Genomic DNA, 25,609 nt, shown 5'->3' on the forward strand with positions numbered 1-25,609 from the left:
CGGTCCATCCTAAGGTGCGCCTGACCGCCCGGTTTCCGCCGGGCCTGCCCTATGCGCTAACCTTGCTACGCCCTGCGCCCCCGTAGCTCAGGGGATAGAGCGTTCGCCTCCGGAGCGAAAGGCCGCAGGTTCGAATCCTGCCGGGGGCACTTTCTTCTGCGTCACTGCATTCTTCGCCCCGATCTCTCCCCCGCACTGCCGCGTGTGCGCCGCCGCGGCGGCGGTGTTGGAATGGTCCGGTGAGCGAACCACTCCACGATCCCCCGCCCCGCGTCGCGCGGGTCCGCTCGCTCGTCTTCGCCGACGGTGCGCCCGTCTGGCGGTGGCGGGCCGGCCTGCGGGCCGCGGCGGCGGTGGCGATCCCCGGCGCGGGGCTGGTCGCGGCCGGGCACGCGAGCTCGGCCCTCTTCACCACCTTCGGCGCCTTCGCCGTGCTGTACGGCGAGGGCCGCGCCTACCGCGTACGCGGCCACGTGGTGGCGGCCGCAGGGCTGGCGCTGCTGGTCGCGGTGTCCATGGGGGCGACGATCGGGTGGGCCGTGCCCGCGGGCGGCGTCCTTCTCAAGACCTGCGCCGTGCTGATGACGGTCATCCCCGCCGTGGCGGCCGTCTTCGTGGTCGACGCGCTGCGGCTGGGTCCGCCGGGCGCCCTGTTCTTCGCGCTCGTCGGGTCCGGAGGGCTGATCGCCGTCGAATCCGGCGCCGATCCCGCAATGCTGGTCGTCGGTGCCTCCCTGGGCGCGATCTCGTCGGTGCTGGTCTCGATGTCCGGGGTGCTGGTCGATCCGTCGGCGCCGCAGCGGGAGGCCGCGGGGCGCGCGATCGGGACGGTGAACGCGTATCTCGCCACCGACGGTCCGCCCTCCGCCGAGCGCCGGCACGCCGCCGGTTCCGCCCTGGTCGCGGCCTGGTCGACGATGGACGACGCCCGGGCGGCGAGCCGCCCCGCCGATGCGGCGCTGCTGGCCGACCTGCGGGATGCGAACCGTCGCTTCGCCGCCGCCTCCTCCGATGACGCGGACACGGAGGCCGACCCCACGCGCGCGGTCACCACGTCACGGCTGCGGCCGACGGTGGGCCACCGCCTGCGCCGCTCGCTGAACCCCTCCTCGCACGCCGCGATCACCGCGGGCCGGGTCGGCGTCGCCTGCATCGCCGCGGGCGCGGTGAGCATCGCGCTCGGCTTCGAGCGACCGCACTGGGCGGCGATCAGCGCCCTCGTGGTGCTGCAGACCGGGGTCGACCGCGTGCACGGGACCGTGCGGGCGCTGCACCGATTCCTCGGCACCGCAGTCGGATTGGTTCTGTTCGCGGGCCTGCACGCGGCGGCTCCACAGGGCTACGCGCTGATCGCGGTGGTCGCCGCACTGCAGTTCTGCATCGAGATCCTCGTCGTGCGCAACTACGCCGCGGCGGTCGTGGTGATCACCCCGGTGGCGCTGCTGGCGAGCGGTGCGGGCGTCACCGGCGGGGCGGCGGGACCGGTGATGCGCGACCGTCTGCTGGAGACCCTGGTGGGCGTCGTGATCGCGCTGCTCGCGATGTACCTGCTGGACCCGGGCGCGCACCGTCGGACGTTCGCCTGGACCGATCGTCGGATCCGGGGCGCGGCCACGGATCTCGTCGACGCCGCCGCGGCCGTGCCGGTGGGCGCCGAGTCCGCCCGCGAGGCGGCCCGGCACCTGCACTTCGAGCTGGAGGGCGGCGTGCGCGCGGGCATCGACTCGATGCACAACGAGCCCGAGTGGACGGCGGATCTCTGGCCCGCGCGGGCGGCGCTGGTGCACGACGGCTACGACCTAGCCTCCGCGTTCTGGACGGCCGCCCCCGACGCCCGCCTCCCCGATGGCTCCGACTGGCGGCGCCGGTTCTGAGGCCTCAGGCCGCGTAGGCGCCGGTGTTCGACGGTGCGCACCAGGCGGTGTCGGCATCGTGGTCGGCGAGCAGCTGTTCAAGGAGCGGCGGGCCGTGCGGACCGTCGAGGACCTTCGCGATCAGTTCGTGGTCGGCGCAGGATTCCTCGAACTGGCGACGGAGGTCCTGTTCGACCCACGCATCCCGGAACTGCGCGCACCGCGTGCGCCAGCGGACGAGTGCCTCGCGGTGGAGCTCCTCGGCGTGACGCCGGTGATTGACGCGATGCGTCCCGGCGGGGTCGGCGCCGCGACGCCAGCCGGTCCGCCCGGCGTACGGCTCGCCGTGCGGGATCGTGATCGTCTCCCAGCCGCGCGGATTCTCCGTCAGGTCGGGAACGACCTTGCCGTGGTGGGCGTCGCAGGCGAGGGTGAGCGCGGTGACGTCCGTCGCGCCGCCGTCGGCCCACTCGGTGATGTGGTGCACCTGGCAGCGGGTCGCGGCCGCGTCGCATCCGGGAGCGGTGCACCCCTTCTCGGCCCCGTACAGCGCGATCCGCTGATCCGCGGAGGCGAGACGCTTCTCCCGTCCGAGAAACAACGGTCGCGACGCCAGATCGAGCACCAGGACGTACTTGGGATTGGCACCCATCATCCGCAGCGCGTCCGCGACAGGGAGCCGCCCACCGGTGGCGGTGGTCGCGATGCCGGTCTCGGACTCGAGCTGATCGATCCCCACAGTGATGATCGGCACGCACGGCACGCCGCGATGACTGCCGAGTTCACCCGAGTCGATCGCTACGCCCAGCGCGTGCGCCAGCGCGTCGTGATTGCGCTGCGCAGCGGTGCGCTTATCCCGCGCGGCCGCCTCACAGATCGCGTCCGCGTCACCGAGGTCGACGGGGGCCGCGGCATCATCGGGATTGACGACGCCCGGGCGAGCGAACTTCTCGAGCACCGCGTCGAGCAGGGCGCGGCATTCGGGCGAGAGGGCACCGCCGATGTCGGACATGAGGTCGTCGCCCTGGGCGCTCACGGTGAGCTCGCGCGACCGTCGGATGCGATCCCGGTCGGGTTCGGCACCGTCGGGATCGAGGAGAGCGAGGGCGTGCTTCCCGATCACGGCGATGTCTTCCGGCGGAACGCTTTCCGCCGCTGTCACGAGGACCTCCTCGAGGTCGTCGAGGTCGCTGCCGTTCAGGCGGTAGCAGGTGTCGAGGACCTTCCCCATCGCGGTGGCGTGCCGCTCCGAGATCCGTCCCTCGCGCTGTGCCTCCGCAATGAGCTCGTACTTGGGCTCCGGCGCGAGGCCGCGGGCGTGCCGCGGCACGCGGTTGCACGCGCCGTGCAACCGATCACGCGCTTCCGCGCCGGCGAGGCGCAACTGGTCGACAAGGAGTTCCTTGATCCCGGTGTAGCCCAATTCTGCAGGTAGGCCCTGTTCGAACGCCACGCCGACGAGCAGATTCTGGCCGTAGGGCACCTTGCGGGCCGCCGTCTCCAGCCTGCGCAGGCTGTCGAGTACCTCCTGCGAGGAGAGCATCACCGGGTCTGCGGATGCGAGCCGCTCGGCCGCGTGTTCGAAGGCCGTGAGAACGGCGAGATATTCGTCTGCTGTATCGGAATTCATCGCCATCACCCCCTCTTCCCTACCTCGATTCTACGTCCGCGTTCGATGCAGTGCTACACACTCGAATGTTCATTCCAGATTCGGTCGCAGGCGGTGGGCTCGCCCCGGCAGCCGTGGATGTCGCCCGGCTCGGCGGTGATGGCGTGGAGCTGCGCGTGAGCTCGGTAGTGCGGTCCATGGGGCCACCCGTGCAGACCGTCAGCGCTTGCGGGAGATCTCCAGGCCGCCGTTGCCGGGCACCGTCACCGACGAGAACGGCCCGTCGGGGTCACGGACGAACTCGAGGTACTCGCAATACTCGGATGCGGCGCCGACGACGTTGTCGCACACCACGAGCGCGCCGGGCCGGAGGTGCGGCGTCACCAGTCGCAGCGCGGGTAGGGCCATCGGCGTCCAGATGTCCACCAGCATGAAGTCGATGGGTCCGGTCAGGTCGACGAGGGTCTCCCGCAGGTCGCCCTCCCGGATCTCGACGTACTCGGCGACGCCGGCCTCCCGCAGGTTCCGCAGCGCCCGCCGCACCTTCCCCGGCTCGTGCTCGGTCCCGATCACGACGCCCTCCTCGCCCTCAGCCAGGTTGTCGCGCACCGCCGCGGCGAGGTAGATCGTCGAGACCCCGAACGACGTCCCCGCCTCCACGATCCGCGTCGCGCCGATCGAGCGGCACAGCATGTGGATCAGCGCGGCCTTCGCCGGCGCGATCGCGACGAGCTTGTCGGCGACGAACTTCCTCCCCTCATCCCCCTGCGTGAAGTCGATCGAGCGCTCCCGCACCAGGGAGACCGCCATACGTCGCGCCAAGCCGGGGACGTTGGCGATGATCTGCTTCTTGCTCTGCGCGTGCAGGCGGCCCGCCACCGCGGCGGCGAGCGGATCCAGCGGCGACGGCGCGAGCTTGTCCATGCACCGACGGTACCGACTTTTGTTTGGCCTAACAAGATTTCGCGTCGCGAGTCGTGCCATCGACGTAGGCACCGACACCCGTTCTTGGCGATCTCGAAGCATGCGATCCCGAACGCGTCGGCGGTGCCCCGTGGGACGATGGGAGGCATGGAGGAGATGACTCTCGGAGCCGGGACACCGCGCCATCTCCTCCGCCGCATCGAGCTGCGGGACCAGCTGTGGCGGTATGCGATCGCGGCCCTGACCGTCGCGTTCGGGGCGTTCGGCTCGGTCACGATCGTCATCCCCGACGGCGCCGGCGACAGCCGGTGGCGACAGATCACGATCGGGCTCATCTGCCTCAGCGTGATCCCCGCGTCCGCGATCGTCGCCAGGACTCCCCTCGCCGGCGCGCTCTGGTCGAAGGGAGCGCGGAGCAAGAGCAGCATCGCCTTCGTCGCCTACGCCGACGCCGGCCTCGCCGGCGTCGTGCTGTGCATGCAGAACGCCCAAGCCGCATTGATCGGCACGGGCCTGTTCTCCGTGATCGGCGCCTACGTGGCGCACTTCGTGGGCGGACGGGTCATGGCCCTCCACATCGCCTTCTCGACGGCGGTCGTCCTCGTACTAGGAGGGACGCTCCTCGCCGCCGGGTTCAACCCGCTCACCGTGGGTCTCGAAGTGGTCGTCGCGCTCGTCGTGTCCAACGCCGTCGTGGCCCTGCTCCGGCGGTACACCGTCGAGATGCAGCGCCTGATCAGCAAGCAGTTGCTCGAGTCGTCTCTCGATCCGCTGACGAACCTCCTCAATCGCCGCGGATTCGAATTCTCGAGCGGCCGCCTCCTGAACCGCGCAACCGGCGACCTGCTGATAGCGGCGATCGACGTCGACGAGTTCAAGGGCATCAACGACCGCTTCGGTCACACCGTCGGCGACGGCGTGCTCCGTAACGTCGCGCGCCTGATCTCCGGGGGCACCACCCCGAATGCCGTCGTGGGCCGACTCGGCGGCGACGAGTTCGCGGTCATCAGCGGAGAGCCTGATCGGGACGCGGAGTTCCTCACCGAGACCATCCACCGCGAGCCCGTGCGACTGCCGGACGGGACCTCCGTGTCCCTGAGCATCGGCCTCGTGCGCATGGACCACGCACCCACGAACCGCACCTCGACGGTGCTCGACGATCTCAACGACCGAGCGGATCGCGCGCTGAAGGCGAGCAAGACCGCGGGGCGGAACCGGACCACGACCGTCGACGGGTGACCGCGCGGTCGCGGCGCTCTTCGTCGCGGGCCCCGCGCACCGCCGAGTCCGATCGCCGGCCACCCTACGATCGGGACATGAGGATCGAGTCCTTCGCCCCCCGGGTCGTCACGGTCGAGGTGGACGTGCCACCGCTCATGCTGATCGCGTGGTGGGGCGAGCCCCCTCCCCCGCGGGACGGCGTTCTCCCGATCATGGGCGAGCTCAGCGCCGAGCTGCGCATCGACGACGCGACGCTGCAGGACGTGCTGGCGAACGCCAACCGGATCATCCGCGAACATGCCTGGTACCCCGGACACAGCCCACTGCAGGGCTACGAGATCTTCGCGCTGCACAAGCGCTTCCAGGAATCGCTGCCGTGGGACCACCCGGACCAGCGGTACCTCATCGGTCTGCGTGTGTGGGACAGCCGGGACAGCCGGTGAGCCGCCCCGTGGTCGACGAGGACTTCTTCACCCCGGACGAGGCCGCCGCGACCTACTCACCGGAGCTGCCGCGAACGACCCGCAGCCACAGCAGACTCATCGAGGAGCTCGGCACGCCGCGCACGCCCGAGGAGGCCGCGCTCCTCGGGTGTCTGACGGCGCTGAGGGATGGCCGGATCACCGAGGAGTGGTGCGTCGGCGTCATCGACGCGGGCACCACCGGCGACCTGTTCCACGTCGTCTACCGCTGGTGGGACCAGCCCATCACACTGGGATTCGCGACGGAGGCGACGATCTCACCGCTGTACGGCACCGTCGACGATCCGGAGACCGTCGGCCGGGACGCCGCCGCCTTCTGCATCGGCGAGCCGCTCGGAGCGCGCGCCGATCGCCTCGTCCGCGACGCGAACGGCGTCCACTGGTGGGGAACGCCGCTGCCCGAGTGAGGTCTCAGGCCCGACGGTGCGCGACCGAGCGGAAGACCGACGGCGCCACCCGCCGCAGGACCTCCACCAGCACGATCGACACCCCACCGAAGGCGAAGCCGGTGCCCACCATCGCGGGGTCGCTGACGTCGAGGAAGAACTTCTCCTGCGCCAACGGGATCGAGAACAGCACCACGTAGAACGCGACCGAGCCGCCGACCAGCAGGATCTTCCACCAGGTGTACGGCCGCGCGACGATCCCGAGGACCCACAGCGAGCCCACCAGAAGCGTGATCAGGGCCGCCGTCGACGCCTGGATCTGCTCGGGGCTCAGCGTCGCGGCCTTCCCGCCCAGCGCAGCTCCGGAGCCGCCCGGGTTCACCACGAGGTAGCACAGGAAGGTCGCCAGGCCGATCCCCACGCCCGACGGTGCTGCCAGCCGCAGCACCCGCCCGACGAACCCCGTCTTGGCCCGTTCGTTGTTGGGCGCCAAGGACATGACGAAGGCGGGGATACCGATGGTGAACCAGGCCGCGATCGTGACGTGGATCGGCTGGAACGGGTACGAGATCGGCGCGAAGCCGAAGATCTTGGCGCCCAGACCCGCCAGGCCCACGAGCCAGGCAAGCAGCACGGCGTAGACCGTCTTGGTGAGGAAGAGGTTCGCGACGCGCTCGATGTTGCCGATCACGCGCCGGCCCTCGCCGACCACGTAGGGCAGGGTGGCGAACTTGTTGTCCAGCAGCACGATCTGCGCGACCGACCGCGCGGCGGAGCTACCGGAGCCCATCGCCACGCCGATGTCGGAGTCCTTGAGCGCGAGCACGTCGTTCACGCCGTCGCCGGTCATGGCGACGGTGTCACCGCGCGACTGCAGGGCCTTGACCATCGCCCGCTTCTGGTCGGGACGCACGCGGCCGAAGGTCACGTTGTCGGTGACGACCTCGCCCAGCTCGTCGTTGTCCGCCGGCAGCTTCCGCGCGTCGACCGACGAATCGGGCGAGCCCAGCCCCAGCGAGTGCGCGACGGCGCCCACCGAGACGGCGTTGTCGCCGGAGATCACCTTCACGGCGACGCCCTGCGAGTCGAAGAAGTCGAGGGTGTCGCGGGCGTCGACGCGCACCCGCTGCTCCAGCGCGATCAGCGCCCGCGGCACCAGGCGCCCGGGCGCCTCCAGCCCGTCGACCTCGGTGTCCACCGGCAGGTCGGTCGAGGCAACCAGCAGCACGCGCAGCCCCGTCGAGCCGAGCTCGGTGGCGCGCCGCGCACCGTCGGACTCGGGGTCGAGGAGAACGTCGGCGGCGCCCAGGATCCAGTTGCCGCGCGGCGCGTCGCCGGCGGCGAGCGAGACGCCCGACCACTTCTTGGCGGAGCTGAACGGCGCCACGGCGGCGGCGCGCCAGTCCGGCGCGTCGGGGTAGGCCTCGGCGATCGCCTGCACGCTGGCATTGGGGCGCGGGTCGAGCGCCGCCACGGCGGCGAGCGCGGTCTCGATGTCGGCGCGGTCGCCGTCGAGGACGTCGAGCTCGGAGAGCCGCATCCCGTTCTCGGTGAGCGTGCCGGTCTTGTCGGCGCACACCACGTTCACGCGGGCGAGGCCCTCGATCGCGGGCAGCTCCTGCACGAGGCACTTGCGCTGCCCGAGCCGCACCACGCCGACCGCGAACGCGATCGAGGTCATCAGGACGAGCCCCTCGGGGACCATCGGGACCAGCGCCGCCACCATGCCGAGGATCGCCTGGTTGAGCTCTTGTTTCGAGATCACCAGCTGGTTGAAGACGGTGAGCACGCCCGCCGGGACCAGCAGCCAGGTGATCACTTGCAGGATCTTGTCGATGCCGGAGCGCAGCTCGGAGTTGACGAGGGTGAACTTGCTGGCCTCGTCGGCGAGCTTCGCGGCGTAGGCGTCGGCGCCGACCTTCGTCGCGCGGTAGGCGCCCGAGCCGGAGACCACGAAGCTGCCGGAGAAGATCTCGTCGCCCAACTGCTTGTCGACGGGGTCGGCCTCGCCGGTGAGCAGCGACTCGTCGACCTCGAGGGCATCGAACTCGATCGTCTCGCCGTCGACCACGATCTGGTCGCCGGGCCCGATCTCGATGACGTCGTCGAGCACGACGTCCGACTGCCCGACCTCGGTGGCGACCCCGTCGCGCCGCACCACCGGATGGGCCTGCCCGACGATGGCCAACGAGTCCAGCGTCTTCTTGGCGCGCAGCTCCTGGATGATGCCGATGCCCGAGTTGAAGACGATCAGCAGGCCGAACAGCCCGTTGATGAGCGAGCCCGTGAACAGCACCAGCAGGAACAGCACGCCGAGCATCGCGTTGATGCGGGTGAAGACGTTGGCGCGGACGATGTCCCAGGTGCTCCGGCCCGACCGGTTGGGCAGCGCGTTGACCCGGCCGTCGCGAACCCGCTCCGCGACCTGCGCCGCGGTGAGGCCGGACGCGGGGACGCCGGAGGTCGTGTCGGGGGCAGCAGTCATGACCGCGAGTCTAATGACGCCCCTGCACCCGCGGCCCTGTGGTGACGTCGTGCCGGTGTCGGAGTGACACCGCGGCGGAGGGCCTTCCCGACGGTCGGCCCATCCGTGTTCGCCGCGCTCCGTCTCCGATCGCGCCGTATTCTTCCGCGCATGACCGCCTTCACCGTCACCCGATCCACCGCGATCGCCGCGCCCGCCGCGCCCGCCGAGACCGTCTACGGCCTCATCGCCGACTTCCACGAGTGGCGCCTGTGGTCGCCGTGGGAGGACCTCGACCCGCAGCTGCACCGCGAGTACACCGGGCCGTCGAGCGGACCGGGCGCGAGCTACGCGTGGAAGGGTAACCGGAAGGCCGGGGCCGGCCGGATGACGATCTCCGCCGTGGAGGCCGGTCGCTCGGTCGACGTGGACCTCGAGTTCATCAAGCCGATGTCCTCGCACAACCACGTGCGCTTCGACATCGTCCCGTCGGGTGCGGGTGTCGAGGTCACCTGGACCATGACCGGCGAGACCAGCGGCCTGTTCTCGCTGATCGGCAGGATCGTCCCGATGGACAAGTTCGCCGGCAAGGACTTCGAGAAGGGCCTCGCGGCCCTGAAGGCGCGGGCGGAGAACCGTTAGAGCCGTGCGGCGGGCCACTGCCGACCACCGGCCCCCTGACCGTCCGACCGACACGTGTGCACCGAAGACCACCCACGGGGTGGTCAACGGTGCACACGTCGGCGCCTGATCGGGCGCCGATGGCGACCGACTGCCCCTGGACCTAAGAATCTGACAAATCGGCACCCCGGGGGGCCTCGGGCGGAGAAGATCAGTGCCACCTTCCCCGCACGTCAAGGAGTCACCATGCCCGCTCGCCCCGCCGTCGACCTCGGATCCTGGATCGCGCGCCGCGCCGCCGTGAGCGGGGACCGCCCCGCCGTCACCTACGGCGACACGACGTGGAGCTACCGGGAGCTCGCCGATCGGGCCGATCGCCTCGCCGCCGAGCTGGTGGCCGGGGGCGTGCGCACGGGCGACCGCGTGGGCTACGTGGGCTTCAACCACCCCGATTTCCTCACCACGATGTTCGCCGCCTCCCGCGCGGGCGCCGTCTTCGTGCCGCTGAACTTCCGGCTGACCTCGGCGGAGCTGGAGTTCATCCTCACGGACGCGGGCGTGCACACCCTGGTGGCCGACGCCGATCGCGCCGCCGTCGTCGAGCCGGTTCGGGCCTCGTCGGGCCTCGCGCGCGCGATCGCGCTGGAGCCCGTCGACGGCTGGGAGCAGCTCGACGCCCTCCTCGCGGACCGCGCTCCGATCACGGAACCGCAGTCGCCGGCGGAGGACGATCTGGCGCTCATCATGTACACCTCGGGCACGACTGGCCGCCCCAAGGGCGCCATGCTCACGCACGGAAACATGTTCTGGAACAACATGAACGCGCTGCTGAGCCTCGACACGATGTCGACCGACATCAGCCTCGTCGCGGCGCCGCTGTTCCACATCGGCGGCCTCAACGTGACCACGCTGATCACCCTGCAGAAGGGCGGGCAGCTGGTGATCCTGCCCGCCTTCGACCCCACCGCCGCGCTGCAGCTCATCGAGAAGCACCGCGTGACCACGATGTTCGGCGTGCCCGCCATGTTCCTGTTCATGAGCCAGGTGCCGGCGTTCGAGACCGCGGACCTCTCCAGCGTCCGCCAGTTCACCTGCGGCGGCGCTCCCGTCCCCGAGCCGCTCATCGCGCTCTACAACGGCCGGAGCATCCCCTTCTGCCAAGGCTACGGGCTCACCGAGACCGCGCCGCTCGCCCTGGTCATGGACGTCTACGACACCGCCCGCAAGATCGGCGCCGCCGGCCACCACATCCTGCCGCTCTCCGAGGTCGCGCTGCTCGGGCCCGACGGTGCCCCCGCCCCCGCCGGGGAGCGCGGCGAGGTCTGCGTGCGCGGCCCGCAGGTCACGCCCGGCTACTGGCAGAACCCCGACGCCACCGGCGCCGCCATCGACGCCGACGGCTGGTTCCACACCGGCGACGTGGGTCAGCAGGACGAGGACGGCTACGTCACCGTCGTCGACCGGGTGAAGGACATGGTCATCTCGGGTGGCGAGAACGTCTACCCCGCCGAGGTCGAGTCGGTGCTCTACCGCCACCCGTCGATCGCGGAGGTCGCGATCATCGGCACGCCGCACGAGAAGTGGGGCGAGGCCGTGACCGCGATCGTCGCGCTCAAGCCCGAGGCCTCGCTCACGCTGGAGGAGGTGCGCGACTTCGCGAAGGACTCCCTCGCGCCGTACAAGCTGCCGCTGGCCCTGCACCTCGTGGACGCCCTCCCCCGCAACCCCGCCGGCAAGGTGCTCAAGTTCAAGCTGCGCGAGCAGGTCTAGCCGGACGGCGCCCTCGGCGCCGGACCTACGGACCGTCGTGCGGCGGCCGCTGCTGGTACGGCGCCGGACCGGGTGCCCCCGGCCCCGGCTGCCCGTACGGCCCCGGCACTGCACACCGCCGGAACCGCGATCGGTCTAGCCGAGGGCGACCTCGGTGACGCCGTCGCGGCCGCGGAGGGCGTCGAACCGGCCGGCGACGCAGCTGAAGACGATCACCTGCGCGCCGCGGCCGGCCTCGACGAGGGCGTCGGCCATCGCGCCGAGGCGCGTGGGGTCGCTGTGTCCGAGGGCGTCGTCGAAGATGACTGGGGCGCCGTCGGCACCGTCGACCAGGCGGGCGCAGGCCAGCCGGCTCAGCACGCCCAGCTGCTCCTGCGCGCCGCCCGAGAGCGACTCGAAGGGCACGGTGACCCCGTCGACGGTGCGCGAGGCGATGGTCAGATCGTCACCGACGGTGATGGTGAGCGGATCACCGAACACGGTGCGGCCCAGCTCCTCCAGCGCCCGCTGGTACGGCGCCTGCACACGGGCGCGGCGGGCGTCGCGGTGCGCGGTGAGCGTCTCGTGCAGCAGTGCCGCCGCGCGGGCCCGCTCCTCCACCGAGGTCAGGGCACGGTCGGCGTGCACGTGCTCCGCCTCGGCCGCGTCGAGCCGGTCGCGGCGGCCGTCGGCCTGGAACAGCTGCAACTGGCCGTTCAGGCCGGCGAGCTCCTCCCGCGCCGACGCCCCCGCGGCGCGGGCGCGCTCGTCCTGCGCGCGGGCGGCCGCGAACCGGGCGGCGAATCCGGCGACGTCCGCCTCCCGGGCGGCGGCCTCGTGCGCCGCCACCTCGGCGCCGGCCGCTTCCCGCCCGGTGACGGCGGCGTCCGCAGCGGCGCCCAACGCGTCGTCGGCGGACTCGGCGCGGGCGCGCTCCAGCGCCGCCGTCAGCTCGGACGCCTGGTTGTCGAAGTCCTGCAGCCGGTTGGCCGCCGTGCGCGCCGTGACATCCGCCGTGTGCAGTTCCTGCTGCTTCTGCCCCAGCTGCTCGCGGGTCTGCCGCTCCTCGCCGCGCGAGGCGACCTCCGCCTGCGTGGCGTCCATGAGGTTCGCCTTGGCCCGCTCCGGGTCCACTGCCAGCAGCTCGGGGTCGACCGCGGCCTCCAGCGCGACGATCCGCTCCGCCGACTCCTCCGCCAGCTGCCGCAGCTCGGCGAGGGTGTTGTCGCCGAGCGCGTGGGCGAGGGCGATCCGCGCCTCCTGCAGCTCGATCTCGACGGCGTCACGCTGCTCGTGCAGCTCGCGGGCCGCGGCGACGTCCTCCGCCCCCGCGTCGCGGCAGGCGGCGAGCAGCGCGGTGTGGGCGGCCTTCACCTCAGCGGCGGCGTCGGCGCTCTCGCCGCGCTGCACGACCTCGATCCGGACCGCGCCGGGCACTTCGATCACGGTGCCGTTCCCCGCGACGACCTCGACCGGCTCCTCGCCGATGTTGCGGCCGTCGACGAGCACGTCGGAGAAGCCGAGGCGCTCGAGCGTCAGCGTCGCGGCGAGCGCCGAGAACCGGGCCTGCGCCTTCTCGTACCGCTGCTCCGCGACCGCGATGGTCTGCAGGGCACGGCGGTCGATCGGGTTCGCGGCGAGCCGGTTCCGTGCGTCCTCCACCTCCTTACCGAGCAGCTGCGCCTGCTCGATCCGCTTCACGGTGCGCTGATAGCCCACGGACTCGCGGGCGTAGTCGACGGCGTACTGCGCCTGCGACTTCCGCTCCCGCCGGTCGGCCGAGACCGCCGACAGCTCGTGCACCGTCGTCTCGAGCCAGGACGCCTCCGCGGCGAGCACCTCGCGGTCCGCGAGCGCCCGGTCGCGCTGGGTCCGGACCTGCGCGGTGCGCTCCACGGCGAGGGCCTGCCGGTCGATCAGCCGCCGCCGGCGGTTGGCGGCGTCGCCCGCGTGCTGCTCGCGCAGCACCGACGATTCGAGCACGGAGCGGGACTGCGCCAGCCGCGATTGGAGCGCGCCGATCCGCTCCTGATCCGCGCTGAGCGCCTCGAGCGCCGCGGCGGCAGCGGACCGTCGTTCCACCAGGGCGCCGAGGCGGGCGGAGGCGAGCGAGTGCTGCTCGACGACCCGGTCGACCTCGCGCAGCGCGGCCTCGGCCTCGTCCAGCGCGGTGCGGGCGGCGGCCTCGCGGGCGCGGGCGGCGGACAGCTCGCCCGTCGGGCGCCCCGTCGGGGTGAAGTAGCGGGCCCGCTCCGCGGCGACGGCCTCGGCCAGCCGCTCGGCACCCGGCTCGTCCTCCCCCGCGCCGCCGGACGCCGAGTCCAGCGCCTTCGCGAACGCGGCGCTGTCGCGCAGCGAGGGCTGCCCGGGGCCGGGGCCCTGCAGCACGGTGAGCGCGGCGAGCAGGTCGCCGTCGACGTGCGCGGCCATCTGCTCCGCGACCCACGATTCGGCGCTGCCGCCGGTGAGCTGCAGCGGCGTGGGCTCGAGCACCGTGAGCACGGTGCCGGGGCGGCGGTGGTACTGCTTGGCGTACACGAAACGGTACGGGCCGACGGTCAGCTCGGCCTCGACGAACGGGCCGGCGTCGCGGTGCGCGGGGCACACGGCCTCGACCCGCTGCGACTTCGACGTGGCCTTGACCTCCAGGAGCAGCTGGAGCGCCTCGACCATCGACGACTTACCGGCCTCGTTGGGGCCGTGCAGCAGCGTGACGCCGGTGTCGGCGAAGGCGATCTCGCGCTCGGTGACGCCGCGGAAATCCTTGACCGCCAGGCGGTGCAGCCTCATGCGCCCACCTCCTGGCGGGTGAGGCGGTAGAGCAGCGCGAGCGCGCCGGAGGCGTCGGCCGCGCGCTCCCCGCCGCTGCGCGCGACGCCGAGCATCTCCTGCGCGGCGTCGGCGGCCGGGCCGGTGAGCTCGAGCGCGTCCAGCTCCTCCTCGCCCGGGAGCACCGCGAGGTCGGTCTTGCGCTCCCACAGCTCGACGGCCGCGAACCGGGCCCGCAGGGCCTCGATCTCGGCGTCCAGCCGAGCCTTGGCCGCCAGCCCGACGGTGCCGGTGAAGCCGACCTTGACCACCGTGCGGTCCTTGTCCGGGAGCGCAGCGAGCGCGCCGACGGCCGCGTCGACGTCACGCTCGGCGGTGAGCGGGAACTCGCGGGAGGCGAACCGCCACGTGCCGACCCGCGCCGGCTCGACCCGCGCCGGGCCCTCGTCCGGGACGTCGACGACGAGGACCGAGCCCGACCCCGTCTCCTTGTGGTCGAAGTTGGTGACCTCGGGGGCGCCGGAGTACCAGACGCCCGGGGCGACCTCGGTGACCGAGTGCCGGTCCCCGAGGGCGACGTAGCGCAGCTCGCCCGCGGCGATCCGATCCGACAGCGCGGCGACGTCGATGAGGCGCTGGTCGCGCGCGCCGACGGGCAGGGTGCCGCCGTGCCCGACGGCGACGCGGATCACGCCCGCAGCCGGCGGCGCGGCCGCGGCGACGGCCTCGGTGAGCGGATCCCCGGCGGGGTGCTTGGAGAACCACGGCGCGGCCAACAGCTCGACGCCCGGACGCACCTCGTGCACGCCGGGACTCTCGAGCACCATGACGTTGGCCGGGCGGTGCCGCCGGAAGACCTCGGACGTGTAGATCGAGGCGGCGTCCAGCGGATCGTGATTGCCGGGCAGCAGGTAGACGGGGCGGCCGATCGCGGCGATCCGGTCGAGGCTGCGGGCGACGACCGCGGGGGCGAGCCGGTTGTCCTCGAAGACGTCACCGCAGACGACGACGAACTCCGCCTCCCGCTCGGCCGCAACGGCCCCGAGGCGGGAGATCGCGTCCAGCCGGGCGTCGGTGAACCGGGCCTGCGCGTCCGCATCGAGGAAGTGCCGGGTCATCCCCAGTTGCCAGTCCGCCGTGTGCAGAAAGCGCATGCCCGTCACCCCCTCGTAGGTCGCCCCTCAGGGTAGTGACCCCCACCGACAGGTTCCGTCACCGACGCGGCCGAACGATCAGCTCGCCGTCGGTCCGACGACGCGTCGCGCCTGCACATCAGGGAGAAGGCGGTCGGCGAGTTCGAAGTCGGCGTCGTCGTGGAGGATGACGAGGCCGCGGGCCGCGGCGGTCGCGCAGACGAGCAGGTCGACCACGGACAACGCGCGCACCGCGCCGACCTTCGCGAGACGGTACTGCGCCGACTCGATCCACCGCCAGCTCGCCTTCGGGACCGGAACGTCCGGGTAGAGGTCGATGAACATCGCACTCATCTGGTCGAACTCATCGGCGTTCCGCGCAGCCCCGCGGTACTCGGCTCGTTGCGGGTCGCACGACCCGATCGCACCGCTGAGCTGGGCTTCCAGCCACTGTCCCGTCAGCTCAGGGTCCCGCTGCAGTCGCCACACCGCCGAGGAATCCGCGAGGAACTGAATCAACGCACCGCCTTCTCGTCGGCACGTGCTGCGACCCACCCGTCGTAGTCCCACGTTTTCGCCCGCTCACGGGAGCGCGCAAGCGCTTCGACACGGCGAAACCGGTCGACATAGTCGCTCAGCGCGAGGTTCACCGCCTCCTTCTTGGTGCGGACCCCCGCCAGCCGCATGACCTCGGCCAGCGCCTCGTCGTCGAGGTCGATCTGTGTGACTGACATGCGCAACCTCCTTGTTGGCTCTGTATGCAGACCACCAACATCATCCACATTGCGCAGCTCAGCGCGGGTCGCGGAGGCGGTCGTAGAGCTCGGCGAGCTCGTCCTGGGCCTCGGCGACGTCGGCGGGCTTCGTGCCCGTACGCCGCAGCGCCGTGCGCAGCAGCGCCGGGTCGAGCAGGGTCATGGCATCGATCGGGGACGGCTCGGGCAGCGGTGGCAGGTCGTAGCCCTCCCCGTAGAAGGCCGCGGCGCCGGCGTCCCAGGAATCTCCCTCCCAGTCGCCGCGGGCACCGTCGGCCTCCGGACTCGACGGTGCCCGCGACGGCTCGGACGTGCTGACGCGGGCGAGCAGCCCGGCGAGGGGGACGCCCGCGAAGTCGAGGACCAGCGACGGGTCGCCGTCGGCGGCGGCGCAGAACTCGTAGGTGACGGCGAGGGCGTGTACGCAGGCGTCGGAGTCGTCGGGGCAGGCGCAGTCGACGATCACGTCGGAGGCGGTCTCGGGCAGCACCAGCTCCCCCAGCGTGCGCCCCAGTTCGCCGCGGGTGACGCCGAGCAGCTCCGCCGTCGCGCCCTGGGCGACGAGCAGCGAGACCACCGCGGCCGCGTCGCCGGGCACCCGGGCGAGTGCGACGCCGAACGGGTCCAACTGACTGCCCTGCACCGTCGCGGTGATCGACGCGGGCACCACGGCCAGCGAGTACACCTGGTGCTCCTGGTAGAGCCGCCGCGCGTACTGGACCTTGCGCCGCTCCGTGACCTCCTCGCGCTGCTGGATGAGCCGCTGGCTGAACCACGTCGCACCCATGGGCCGCGCGGTGTCGCGCGCCTTTCTCGGCGATCGCGCCATCTCAGACCACCGCCTCGTCGCGCAGGGCGACCAGCTCGTAGAGCTCGTCGTTGTTCAGCTCGGTCAGCCAGGCCTCGCCCGTCCGTACCGTCATCGACGAGAGCTCCTTCTTGGCCGCGATCACCCCGTCGATCCGCTCCTCCAACGTCCCCGCGCAGACGAACTTGCGGACCTGGACCGCCCGCGTCTGGCCGATGCGGAAGGCGCGGTCGGTGGCCTGGTTCTCGACCGCCGGGTTCCACCAGCGGTCCACGTGGATCACGTGATTCGCGGCGGTGAGGTTGAGGCCCGTACCGCCGGATTGCACCGTCGCGACGAGGGCGGGGGCGCCGCCGCCGGACTGGAACCGCGCGACCATCGCGTCGCGTTCGGTGCGGGGCACGGCACCGTCGAGCACGGGGACCTCGGCGCCGAGCAGGCCGGTGAGCCATGGCTGGAGCATGCGCGCGAACTCGGCGTACTGGGTGAAGACCAGGGCGCGCTCGCCCTCGTCGGCGACGGTGGTGAGGATGTCGGCGAGCAGCTCGACCTTGCCCGAGCGGTGCTGCCCGCGGCGCAGCAGCGGCGAGCCGTCGCCGAGGTAGTGCGCGGGGTGGTTGCAGATCTGCTTGAGCCGGGTCAGCGAGGCCAGCACCAGGCCGCGCCGGCCCATGCCCTGCGACTCCCGCAGCTCCTCGACGAGCCTGTTGAGCGTGGCCTGGTACAGCCCCGCCTGCTCGGACGTGAGCGAGGCGCGCACCGTGAACTCGGCCTTCTCGGGCAGCTCCGGCGCGATGGCGGGGTCGGTCTTCTCGCGCCGCAGGATGAACGGCGAGGTCAGGGTGTTGAGCCGGCGCACGGCCGCTTTGTCCTGCTCCCGCTCGATGGGCAGCGCGAACCGATTGCGGAAGGTGCGGGCCGAGCCGAGCAGGGCCGGGTTGACCAGGTCGATCACGGCGCGCAGGTCCTCGAGGCGGTTCTCGACCGGGGTGCCGGTGAGCGCGACGCGGTGCGCCGCGGGGATCGACCGGAGCGCCTTCGCGGCGGCGGTGTTGACGTTCTTGACGTGCTGCGCCTCGTCGACCACGACGCGGCCCCAGTGGTGCCCCGCGAGCAGCTCCCGGTCGCGCGCGGCGAGCGCGAAGGTGGTGACCACGACGTCCGAGGCCGCCGCGACCCGCCCGAACTCCTCGCCGGTCGGCCGGTCGGTGCCGTGGTGCACGTGCACGTTCAGGCCCGGGGCGAAGCGCTGCGCCTCGGCGACCCAGTTGCCGACCACCGACATCGGGCAGACCAGCAGCGTCGGCCGCACCGACACCCCCGCCTCGCGCTCGTGGCAGAGCAGCGCGAGCACCTGGATCGTCTTGCCCAGGCCCATGTCGTCGGCGAGGACGGCGCCGATGCCGCTGTGCCACAGCGTGACCAGCCACTCGAGCCCGCGCAGCTGGTAGTCGCGCAGCACCGCCTTCAGCGTCGACGGTGCCGTCACCTCAGCCGGGGCGATGGTGCCGCCGCGGTAGACCGAGTCGAGCCAGCCGAGCCCGTCGACGGCGGCGAGCGGCGCGGGCAGGGCCGCGGGATCGGCGATCATCCCCAGCAGGTCACTCAGGTCCGTACCGGACTCCGCGGCGGAGCGCTGCTCGGCGACGAACCGCGCCGCCTGTGCCAGGGTGCGGCGGTCGGCGCGCACCCACTTGCCGCGGACCTCAACCAGCCCCGACGCCGAGTTCGCCAGGGAGGCCAGCTCGCTCGCGGTGAGCACGGTGTCGCCGACGGCGAGCTGCCAGGCGAAGTCCTTGATCTCGGCGAGCCCGGCCTGCACCGTGAGCGCCGTGCGCCCTGGCTGCTCCCGCCCGACGAGCCGCAGCGCGGGGCGGACCGTCGCGATCGAGGCGGGCAGCAACACCTCGTACCCCGCCTTCGTCAGCCCGGGCGCGCCCTCGAGGAACAGCGCCTCCGCCTCCTCGGTGGTGAGCAGGAAGTCCAGCGAGGAGTCGTCCTGCGCGACTCGCTTGAGCGGCGGATACACGGCCAGGGCCCGCGCCAGCTCGCCCGCGAGATCGTCCAGGTCGACGGGGCTCATCCGGGCGGGGTCGGCCCGCACGGGCGCGGCGCCGGGGACGCGGCGGCAGACCTCGAGCCGCCACGGCGTCCCGCCGGGCGTGCTCCTCGGCGCGAGCGGGTTCTCGCCCACGCTGCGGCCGTCGGGCTCGACGAGGCGCAGCACCAGCAGGGTCTCGGCGGAGCGGACGCTGCCCGCCCACTCGGTCCACGCGGCGGCGGCCCCGGCATCGGCGACGGACCGGGGCGGGAGGGGCTCACCGTCGACGAGGGCGCGCAGGGACGGCGCCGCGACCCAGGACCACGGCCCGTCGCCGAGCCGCAGGCGGGCGTACCGGTCAGTGAGTTCCGCGCCCATGTCGAGGACGGCGGCGAGGTCTCCCGTGCGGCGCAGCACCGGCGGCATCGCGGCGGCCGCGGTCTGCACCCAGGTGCGCCACTGCACGGACTCGACGGGCGCCCACCGGACGATCCACTCGCCGTCGTCGCTGCGCAGCGCGGGCGTCAGGGCCCCGGCGGCGACGAACCGCTCGACGGACTTCGCGACCCAGCGCAAGTAGCGCAGGTCGCCGGCACCGTCGGACGGGGAGAGCTCATCGAGCAGCGCGGCGGCGCGGGCGGGGCCGAGGGTGAGGGCGGGGGCGACGAGCCGGCCCTGCGGCCCGGCGAGGGAGACCGAGCGGCGGGGTCGGCGGTCGCCGAGCACCTCGGCGATCGGCGCGGGCAGCACCGCGACGTCGGGATCGGCGGTGGGCTCGCCGACCTCGTCGGTGAACCACAGCGCGAGCCCGAGGCCCGGGCGCCACAGCCCGTGCGCCGCGGCCTGGGGGCGGGGCACGACTACTCCGGGACGGAGCGGTAGGCCTCGTGCCGGTGGCGCAGGCGGTGCCGCAGGTGCGCGTCCACCGTGGGCCACTCGTGCCGGAGGATCGAGAACAGCACCGCGTCCTGCAGGGCGCCGTTGCGGTACCGCTTGTAGCTGCGCAGCACGCCGTCCTGCTTGGCGCCGAGCCGGGCGATGGCCTCCCGGGACTGGGTGTTGACCCACTGGGTGCGCAGGCCGATGCACTCGCAGCCGAGCACATCGAAGGCGTGCTGGAGCAGCAGCAACTTGGACTCCGCGTTGGTGCCGGTGCCGTGCGCGGAGGCGCGGTTCCAGGTGTAGCCGATCTCCATCCGCGGGACAGTCGGGTCGATGTCGTAGTAGGTGGTCATGCCGAGCACCCGGCCCGCCGTGTCGATCGCGGTGAAGGGGATCATCTCGCCCTTCTCCTGCAGGTCCAGGCGGCGGTCGATCTCGGCGCGCAGGCCCGACGGGGCGGGCACGGAGGTGTACCAGCGGTCCCAGAGTTGCCCGTCCTCGAGCGCCTCGAGGAGGCCGTCGTGCTGGTCGTGCGCCAGCGGCGCGAGCGTGACGAGGTGACCCGTCAGGGTGACGGGCTCCAGCGGGGTGCGGAAGGCCATGGTTCGCAGGCTACTGCGGGGCACTGACGAGCAGGCGCTCCAGCGCGGCGCGGATCCCGTCGGGAACCCCGGCGGGGCGTCGGCTCTCCCGGTCGACGAAGACGTGGACGAACCAGCCCTCGGCGGCGGGGGCGCCGGCACCGTCGAACAGCGTGACGGCGTAGGTGACACTCGACCGGCCCAGCTTGGTGACCGCGAGACCGGCGGTGACGGGCTCGGGGAAGGCGAGCGGGGCGTCGTAGCGGCAGTGAGATTCCACACAGAGGCCGATCACGGCGCCGTCGTGGATGTCCAGCCCGCCCTCGCGGATGAGGAAGGTGTTGATCACCGTGTCGAAGAAGCTGTAGTAGACGACGTTGTTGACGTGCCCGTACACGTCGTTGTCCTTCCACCGCGTGGGGATGACCAGGGTGTACGGCTGCTCGTCGATGCTCGGCACGGTGTCCGACGGTACGCGCGCGGCGCGCGGGTGCGTGCGCCGGTCGGGAACTTTCCGGGGGTTGCCGGGGGTTAGATGGAGTACAAGGTCACCAGGATCGCTTCCCACGGAGGTCACCATGGCGAACAAGCCCGCCCGCATCCAGTCCGATGAGCCTCAGCTCCCCGCCGTCCAGCGCGACGGTGGCGGCGTCCTCGGCTCCGTCATCGACCGCGCCGCCCGCCTGCAGGCGCCGGCCGTCGCGAAGTACGTCGCGAGCCTGCGCGCCGACCACCCCGACGAGTCGCCCACGCAGATCATCGAGCGGCTCGAGAAGCGCTACCTGCTGACCGTGACCGGCACGGGCGGCGCGGCCGGCGCCACCGCCGCCGTCCCGGGCGTCGGCACCCTGGCCGCGATCGGCACCATCGGCGCCGAGACCGTGGTGTTCATGGAGGCCTCGGCGCTGTACGCCCTTGCCGTCGCGGAGGTGTACGGCATCTCCCCCGAGGACCGGGAGCTGCGTAAGGCGCTGGTGCTCACCGCGGTGCTCGGCGAGGCCGGCCTCGGCGCGCTGCGCGCCACCGTCGGCGCCAAGAACGCCTCGCTGATGAACCTCAAGAAGAACCCCACCCAGCTCCCCGGGCTGGGCAACCTGAACAAGCAGCTGATGAAGATGTTCAGCCGCCGGTTCCTGGCGAAGAAGTCGCCGCTGATCCTCGGCAAGCTGCTCCCCGCGGGGATCGGCGCCGTCGTGGGCGCGGGCGGCAACCGGGTCCTGGGCAAGGGCGTGATCAAGAACTCCCGGACGGCCTTCGGCCCCGTCCCCGCCACGTGGCCCACAGCCCACCTGCGGGTGATCGACGGGTCCGTCTCCGACGGATCCACGCCCGGTCTGCCGGGGCCCGGCAGCGACTGATCCAGGGCCGCGGAACGGGAGTAACCGACACAGGTTTTCCGTGGTGGACTACCCTGGACCGCGCGGACCTGCGCCCTCTGCGATCCAGGGCGGCGCGCGCTTGATACGACGATGATGAATCGAGGCGAGGACCTGCCGTGAGCAGCAGTTCTGTATCGGATTTCGGCCAAAACGAATGGCTGGTCGAGGAGATGTACGAGCGGTTCAAGGCCGACCCTAATTCGGTCGACCCGAGCTGGCACGAATTCCTCTCGAAGTACACCCCGGGAGCTGCAGAGGGTAGCAGCGCGGCGAGTAACGGCGCGGCCCCTGCGGCCGCCCCCGCCGCAGCGGCCCCCGCGGCGCAGCCCGCCCCTCCGGCGGCAGCGCCGGCGGCGAAGGCCCCGAAGACGGCCGACACGACCCTGACCCCCGCGCCGTCCGCCCCGGTGACGCCGGCACCGTCGTCGCCCGCGAAGCCCGCCCCGGCCCCCAAGGCCCCGGCCCCCGCCTCCTTCCCGTCCGAGAAGGAGCGCACCGTGCTCCGCGGCGCCGCCAACGCGGTCGTCAAGAACATGAACGCCAGCCGCGAGGTGCCGACCGCGACGTCGGTGCGCTCGATGCCGGTGAAGGTGATGTTCGACAACCGCGTGGTCATCAACAACCACCTCGCGCGCACCCGCGGCGGCAAGATCAGCTTCACCCACATCCTGGGCTACGCCCTGGTGCAGGGCGTCAAGGCCTTCCCGAACATGAACCGGCACTTCGCCGAGATCGACGGCAAGCCGAACGCGGTGACCCCGCCGCACGTGAACCTCGGCATCGCTATCGACCTGGTCGGCAAGAACGGCAGCCGCAGCCTCGTAGTCGCGGGCGTCAAGGAAGCCGAGACGATGGACTTCGGCCAGTTCGTGGCTGCCTACGAGGACATCGTCCGCCGGGCCCGCACCGGCAAGCTGGGCGCCGAGGACTTCGCCGGCGTCACGATCTCGCTGACCAACCCCGGCGGCATCGGCACCGTGCACTCCGTTCCCCGCCTGATGGTCGGCCAGGGCGCCATCATCGGCGTCGGCGCGATGGAGTACCCCGCCGAGTTCCAGGGCGCGAGCGACGAGAAGATCGCCGAGCTCGCGGTCGGCAAGCTCACCACGCTGACCTCGACCTACGACCACCGCATCATCCAGGGCGCCGAGTCGGGCGACTTCCTGCGGTACGTCCACGAGCTCACGCTGAGCGACGACTTCTGGGACGACATCTTCCGCACGATGCACGTGCCCTACGAGCCGATCCGCTGGCGGCAGGACATCCCCGCCCACGGCATCGACAAGGACGCCCGCGTCCTCGAGCTCATCGCGGCGTACCGGGCGCGCGGCCACCTCATGGCCGACGTCGACCCGCTGCGCTACAACAACGAGAGCCTCGAGTCGCACCCCGACCTGAACGTGCTCACCTACGAGCTCACCCTGTGGGACCTGGACCGCACGTTCAACGTGGGCGGCTTCCACGGCGCCGAGCGGCTCAAGCTGCGCAAGGTGCTCTCGGTGCTGCGCGACGCCTACTGCCGCCACGTCGGCATCGAGTACGCGCACATCCTCGAGCCCGAGCAGCAGAAGTGGCTGCAGGAGCGCGTGGAGACGAAGGACGTCAAGCCCACCGTCGCCGAGCAGAAGTACATCCTCAGCAAGCTCAACGCCGCCGAGGCCTTCGAGACCTTCCTGCAGACCAAGTACGTCGGCCAGAAGCGCTTCTCGCTCGAGGGCGCGGAGTCCGTCATCCCGATGATGGACGCGGTGCTGGACCAGGCCGCCGAGCACCAGCTCGACGAGGTCGTCATCGGCATGCCGCACCGCGGCCGGCTGAACGTGCTGGCGAACATCGTCGGCAAGCCCTACAGCAAGATCTTCACCGAGTTCGAGGGCAACCTGAACCCGTCGCAGGCGCACGGCTCCGGCGACGTGAAGTACCACCTCGGCGCCGAGGGCAAGTACTACCAGATGTTCGGCGAGAACGAGATCACCGTCTCGCTGGTCGCCAACCCCTCGCACCTCGAGGCGGTCGACCCGGTGCTCGAGGGCATCGTGCACGCCAAGCAGGACATGAAGAACCCGCCCGAGGGCGAGCACCCGATCATGCCGCTGATGCTGCACGGCGACGCGGCCTTCGCCGGCCAGGGCGTCGTGGCGGAGACGCTGAACATGGCGAACCTGCCCGGCTTCTCCAACGGCGGCACGATCCACATCGTGGTGAACAACCAGGTGGGCTTCACCACCTCGCCGGAGAACTCGCGCAGCTCGAAGTACTGCACCGACGTGGCGAAGATGATCGGCGCGCCGATCTTCCACGTCAACGGCGACGACCCCGAGGCCTGCGTGTGGGTGGCCAAGCTGGCCGTCGACTTCCGTGAAAAGTTCGACAAGGACGTCGTCATCGACCTCGTCTGCTACCGCCGCCGCGGCCACAACGAGGGCGACGACCCGTCGATGACCCAGCCCGGCATGTACGACGTGATCGACACCAAGCGCGGTGTCCGCAAGTCCTACACCGAGGCCCTCATCGGTCGTGGCGACATCTCGACCAAGGAGGCCGAGGACGCGCTGCGCGACTACCAGGGCCAGCTGGAGCGGGTGTTCAACGAGGTCAAGGAGCTCGAGAAGTTCCAGGCCGAGCCCGCGCCGTCGATCATCGCCGACCAGCCGCTGCCCAGCTCGCTGGTGACCGCGGTGCCGCTGGAGCAGATCCAGCGGGTGGGCGACGCCTACGCCAACGTCCCCGAGGGCTTCACCGTGCACCCGCGCGTGGCCCCCGTGGTCAAGCGCCGCTTCGAGATGTCGCGCGACGGCGGCATCGACTGGGCCTTCGGCGAGCTGCTCGCCTTCGGCACGCTGCTCGAGGAGGGCCGCACGGTCCGCCTCGCCGGCCAGGACAGCCGCCGCGGCACGTTCACGCAGCGCCACGCGGTCCTGATCGACCGGCAGTCGGGCGCCGAGTACACCCCGCTCGAGCACCTCGGGCCCGACGGCACCCCGTCGCCCGGCCGATTCGAGGTGCTGGACTCCGCGCTCACCGAGTTCGCGGGCCTGGGCTTCGAGTACGGCTACTCCGTGGCCGACGAGTCGGCGCTGGTCTGCTGGGAGGCGCAGTTCGGCGACTTCGTCAACGGCGCCCAGTCGATCATCGACGAGTTCATCAGCTCGGGCGAGGCCAAGTGGGGCCAGACCTCGGGCGTGACGCTGCTGCTCCCCCACGGCCACGAGGGCCAGGGTCCCGACCACACGTCGGCGCGCATCGAGCGCTTCCTGCAGCTGTGCGCCGAGGGCTCGATGACGGTCGCCATGCCGTCGACGCCCGCCTCGTACTTCCACCTCCTGCGTCGCCACGCCCTCGACGGCGTGCGCCGTCCGATGGTGGTCGCGACGCCGAAGTCGATGCTGCGCAACAAGGCCGCCGTCAGCCCCGTCGAGGACTTCACGAGCGGCAAGTTCCGCTCGGTCATCGACGACCCGGCGTTCGAGGTGGAGGGCGGCGACCGCAGCAAGGTCACCAAGCTGCTGCTGGTCTCCGGCAAGCTCTACTACGAGCTGGAGGCCCGCCGGAAGAAGGACGGCCGCGACGACGTCGCGATCGTCCGCATGGAGCAGCTCTACCCGCTGCCCTCGCGGCGCCTGCCCGCCACGCTCGACCTGTACCCCAACGCCACGGACGTGCGCTGGGTGCAGGAGGAGCCGGCCAACCAGGGTGCGTGGCCGTTCTTCGGCCTCGCCCTGCCGGAGCTCGACGGCCGCCTCGTCGGCATCAAGCGCGTCTCGCGCCGCGCCATGTCGGCCCCGTGCTCGGGCTCGTCGAAGGTGCACGCCGTGGAGCAGGCCCAGATCATCGACGAGGCCTTCGTCCTCTGATCCGCTGAGCCAGTAGAAGGGCCGGTCCTCCCTCGGGAGGACCGGCCCTTCTTGGTGTTCCGACGGTGCGCCCGACCTCCCCGATTCCGCGCGCACGC

Annotated in this window: 18 protein-coding genes, 1 tRNA gene and 1 pseudogene; 9 read left to right on the forward strand and 11 right to left on the reverse strand. The window is 71.9% G+C overall.

Annotated features, from left to right (window positions below):
- Positions 1-76: 76 nt before the first annotated feature.
- Both WFK95_RS21220 and WFK95_RS21225 read left to right on the forward strand, forming a co-directional pair.
- Positions 77-149, forward strand: a tRNA-Arg gene (locus tag WFK95_RS21220).
- A 90-nt stretch (positions 150-239) separates the two neighbouring features.
- Positions 240-1,874 carry an FUSC family protein gene (locus WFK95_RS21225; protein ID WP_336671868.1) on the forward strand — a complete coding sequence of 545 codons (1,635 nt, stop codon included), beginning with the start codon at positions 240-242 and terminating at the stop codon, positions 1,872-1,874.
- A 4-nt stretch (positions 1,875-1,878) separates the two neighbouring features.
- Here the strand turns inward: WFK95_RS21225 and WFK95_RS21230 are convergent, their stop codons facing one another.
- Together WFK95_RS21230 and WFK95_RS21235 are read right to left on the reverse strand one after the other, a co-directional pair.
- Positions 1,879-3,483 carry an HNH endonuclease signature motif containing protein gene (locus WFK95_RS21230; protein WP_336671869.1) on the reverse strand — a complete coding sequence of 535 codons (1,605 nt, stop codon included), beginning with the start codon at positions 3,481-3,483 and terminating at the stop codon, positions 1,879-1,881.
- Between the two features lie 198 nt (positions 3,484-3,681).
- Complete coding sequence (locus tag WFK95_RS21235) at positions 3,682-4,386, reverse strand: O-methyltransferase (protein WP_336671870.1); 705 nt, start codon at positions 4,384-4,386, stop codon at positions 3,682-3,684.
- Between the two features lie 147 nt (positions 4,387-4,533).
- Here WFK95_RS21235 and WFK95_RS21240 point away from each other — a divergent pair, with 147 nt between their 5' ends.
- The 3 genes from WFK95_RS21240 (at position 4,534) to WFK95_RS21250 (ending at position 6,496) form a co-directional block, all read left to right on the forward strand.
- Positions 4,534-5,625 (forward strand): GGDEF domain-containing protein, encoded by a 1,092-nt coding sequence (locus tag WFK95_RS21240; protein ID WP_336671871.1) that lies wholly within the window; start codon positions 4,534-4,536, stop codon positions 5,623-5,625.
- A gap of 77 nt (positions 5,626-5,702) precedes the next feature.
- Positions 5,703-6,050: a hypothetical protein gene (locus WFK95_RS21245; protein WP_336671872.1), complete on the forward strand. Its 348-nt coding sequence runs from the start codon at positions 5,703-5,705 to the stop codon at positions 6,048-6,050.
- Complete coding sequence (locus WFK95_RS21250) at positions 6,047-6,496, forward strand: hypothetical protein (protein ID WP_336671873.1); 450 nt, start codon at positions 6,047-6,049, stop codon at positions 6,494-6,496. The genes WFK95_RS21245 and WFK95_RS21250 overlap by 4 nt, the downstream gene beginning before the upstream one ends.
- A 4-nt stretch (positions 6,497-6,500) precedes the next feature.
- On the opposite strand, the gene WFK95_RS21255 is transcribed toward WFK95_RS21250, so the two are convergent.
- Positions 6,501-8,960, reverse strand: a complete 2,460-nt coding sequence (locus WFK95_RS21255; protein ID WP_336671874.1) for an HAD-IC family P-type ATPase — start codon at positions 8,958-8,960, stop codon at positions 6,501-6,503.
- A 150-nt stretch (positions 8,961-9,110) separates the two neighbouring features.
- On the opposite strand from WFK95_RS21255, the gene WFK95_RS21260 reads away from it, so the two are divergent.
- Positions 9,111-9,581, forward strand: coding sequence for an SRPBCC family protein (locus WFK95_RS21260; protein WP_336671875.1), 471 nt, complete (start codon positions 9,111-9,113; stop codon positions 9,579-9,581).
- A 225-nt stretch (positions 9,582-9,806) separates the two neighbouring features.
- The gene (locus tag WFK95_RS21265) at positions 9,807-11,330 is read left to right on the forward strand and encodes an acyl-CoA synthetase (RefSeq protein WP_336671876.1); all 1,524 of its coding nucleotides are present in this window, start codon (positions 9,807-9,809) and stop codon (positions 11,328-11,330) included.
- Between the two features lie 135 nt (positions 11,331-11,465).
- Here WFK95_RS21265 and WFK95_RS21270 read toward each other — a convergent pair whose 3' ends face one another.
- The 8 genes and pseudogenes from WFK95_RS21270 to WFK95_RS21305 all read right to left on the reverse strand — a co-directional run bounded on the left by WFK95_RS21270 (position 11,466) and on the right by WFK95_RS21305 (position 20,738).
- Positions 11,466-14,099, reverse strand: a complete 2,634-nt coding sequence (locus WFK95_RS21270; protein ID WP_336671877.1) for an AAA family ATPase — start codon at positions 14,097-14,099, stop codon at positions 11,466-11,468.
- On the reverse strand, positions 14,096-15,232 hold the full coding sequence (locus WFK95_RS21275; protein WP_336671878.1) for a metallophosphoesterase family protein: 1,137 nt from the start codon (positions 15,230-15,232) through the stop codon (positions 14,096-14,098). The genes WFK95_RS21270 and WFK95_RS21275 overlap by 4 nt, the downstream gene beginning before the upstream one ends.
- Before the next feature lie 78 nt (positions 15,233-15,310).
- On the reverse strand, positions 15,311-15,691 hold the full coding sequence (locus tag WFK95_RS21280; protein ID WP_336672011.1) for a VapC toxin family PIN domain ribonuclease: 381 nt from the start codon (positions 15,689-15,691) through the stop codon (positions 15,311-15,313).
- A 101-nt stretch (positions 15,692-15,792) separates the two neighbouring features.
- Positions 15,793-15,945: pseudogene (locus tag WFK95_RS21285) on the reverse strand (type II toxin-antitoxin system VapB family antitoxin); the annotation flags it as partial.
- 58 nt (positions 15,946-16,003) lie between these two features.
- Positions 16,004-16,753 (reverse strand): hypothetical protein, encoded by a 750-nt coding sequence (locus WFK95_RS21290; protein ID WP_336671879.1) that lies wholly within the window; start codon positions 16,751-16,753, stop codon positions 16,004-16,006.
- Between the two features lie 43 nt (positions 16,754-16,796).
- Positions 16,797-19,673 (reverse strand): DEAD/DEAH box helicase, encoded by a 2,877-nt coding sequence (locus WFK95_RS21295; protein ID WP_336671880.1) that lies wholly within the window; start codon positions 19,671-19,673, stop codon positions 16,797-16,799.
- A 2-nt stretch (positions 19,674-19,675) separates the two neighbouring features.
- Positions 19,676-20,299: a GNAT family N-acetyltransferase gene (locus WFK95_RS21300; protein WP_336671881.1), complete on the reverse strand. Its 624-nt coding sequence runs from the start codon at positions 20,297-20,299 to the stop codon at positions 19,676-19,678.
- Positions 20,300-20,309: 10 nt separating this feature from the next.
- Positions 20,310-20,738, reverse strand: coding sequence for an acyl-CoA thioesterase (locus WFK95_RS21305; RefSeq protein ID WP_259140398.1), 429 nt, complete (start codon positions 20,736-20,738; stop codon positions 20,310-20,312).
- A 118-nt stretch (positions 20,739-20,856) separates the two neighbouring features.
- Here WFK95_RS21305 and WFK95_RS21310 point away from each other — a divergent pair, with 118 nt between their 5' ends.
- Together WFK95_RS21310 and WFK95_RS21315 are read left to right on the forward strand one after the other, a co-directional pair.
- The gene (locus tag WFK95_RS21310) at positions 20,857-21,636 is read left to right on the forward strand and encodes a hypothetical protein (protein WP_224652161.1); all 780 of its coding nucleotides are present in this window, start codon (positions 20,857-20,859) and stop codon (positions 21,634-21,636) included.
- 137 nt (positions 21,637-21,773) lie between these two features.
- Complete coding sequence (locus WFK95_RS21315) at positions 21,774-25,511, forward strand: multifunctional oxoglutarate decarboxylase/oxoglutarate dehydrogenase thiamine pyrophosphate-binding subunit/dihydrolipoyllysine-residue succinyltransferase subunit (protein WP_336671882.1); 3,738 nt, start codon at positions 21,774-21,776, stop codon at positions 25,509-25,511.
- The last annotated feature ends 98 nt before the right edge of the window (positions 25,512-25,609 follow it).

The sequence above is a fragment of the Tsukamurella sp. USMM236 genome (assembly GCF_037148755.1).
Taxonomy (GTDB): Bacteria; Actinomycetota; Actinomycetes; order Mycobacteriales; family Mycobacteriaceae; genus Tsukamurella.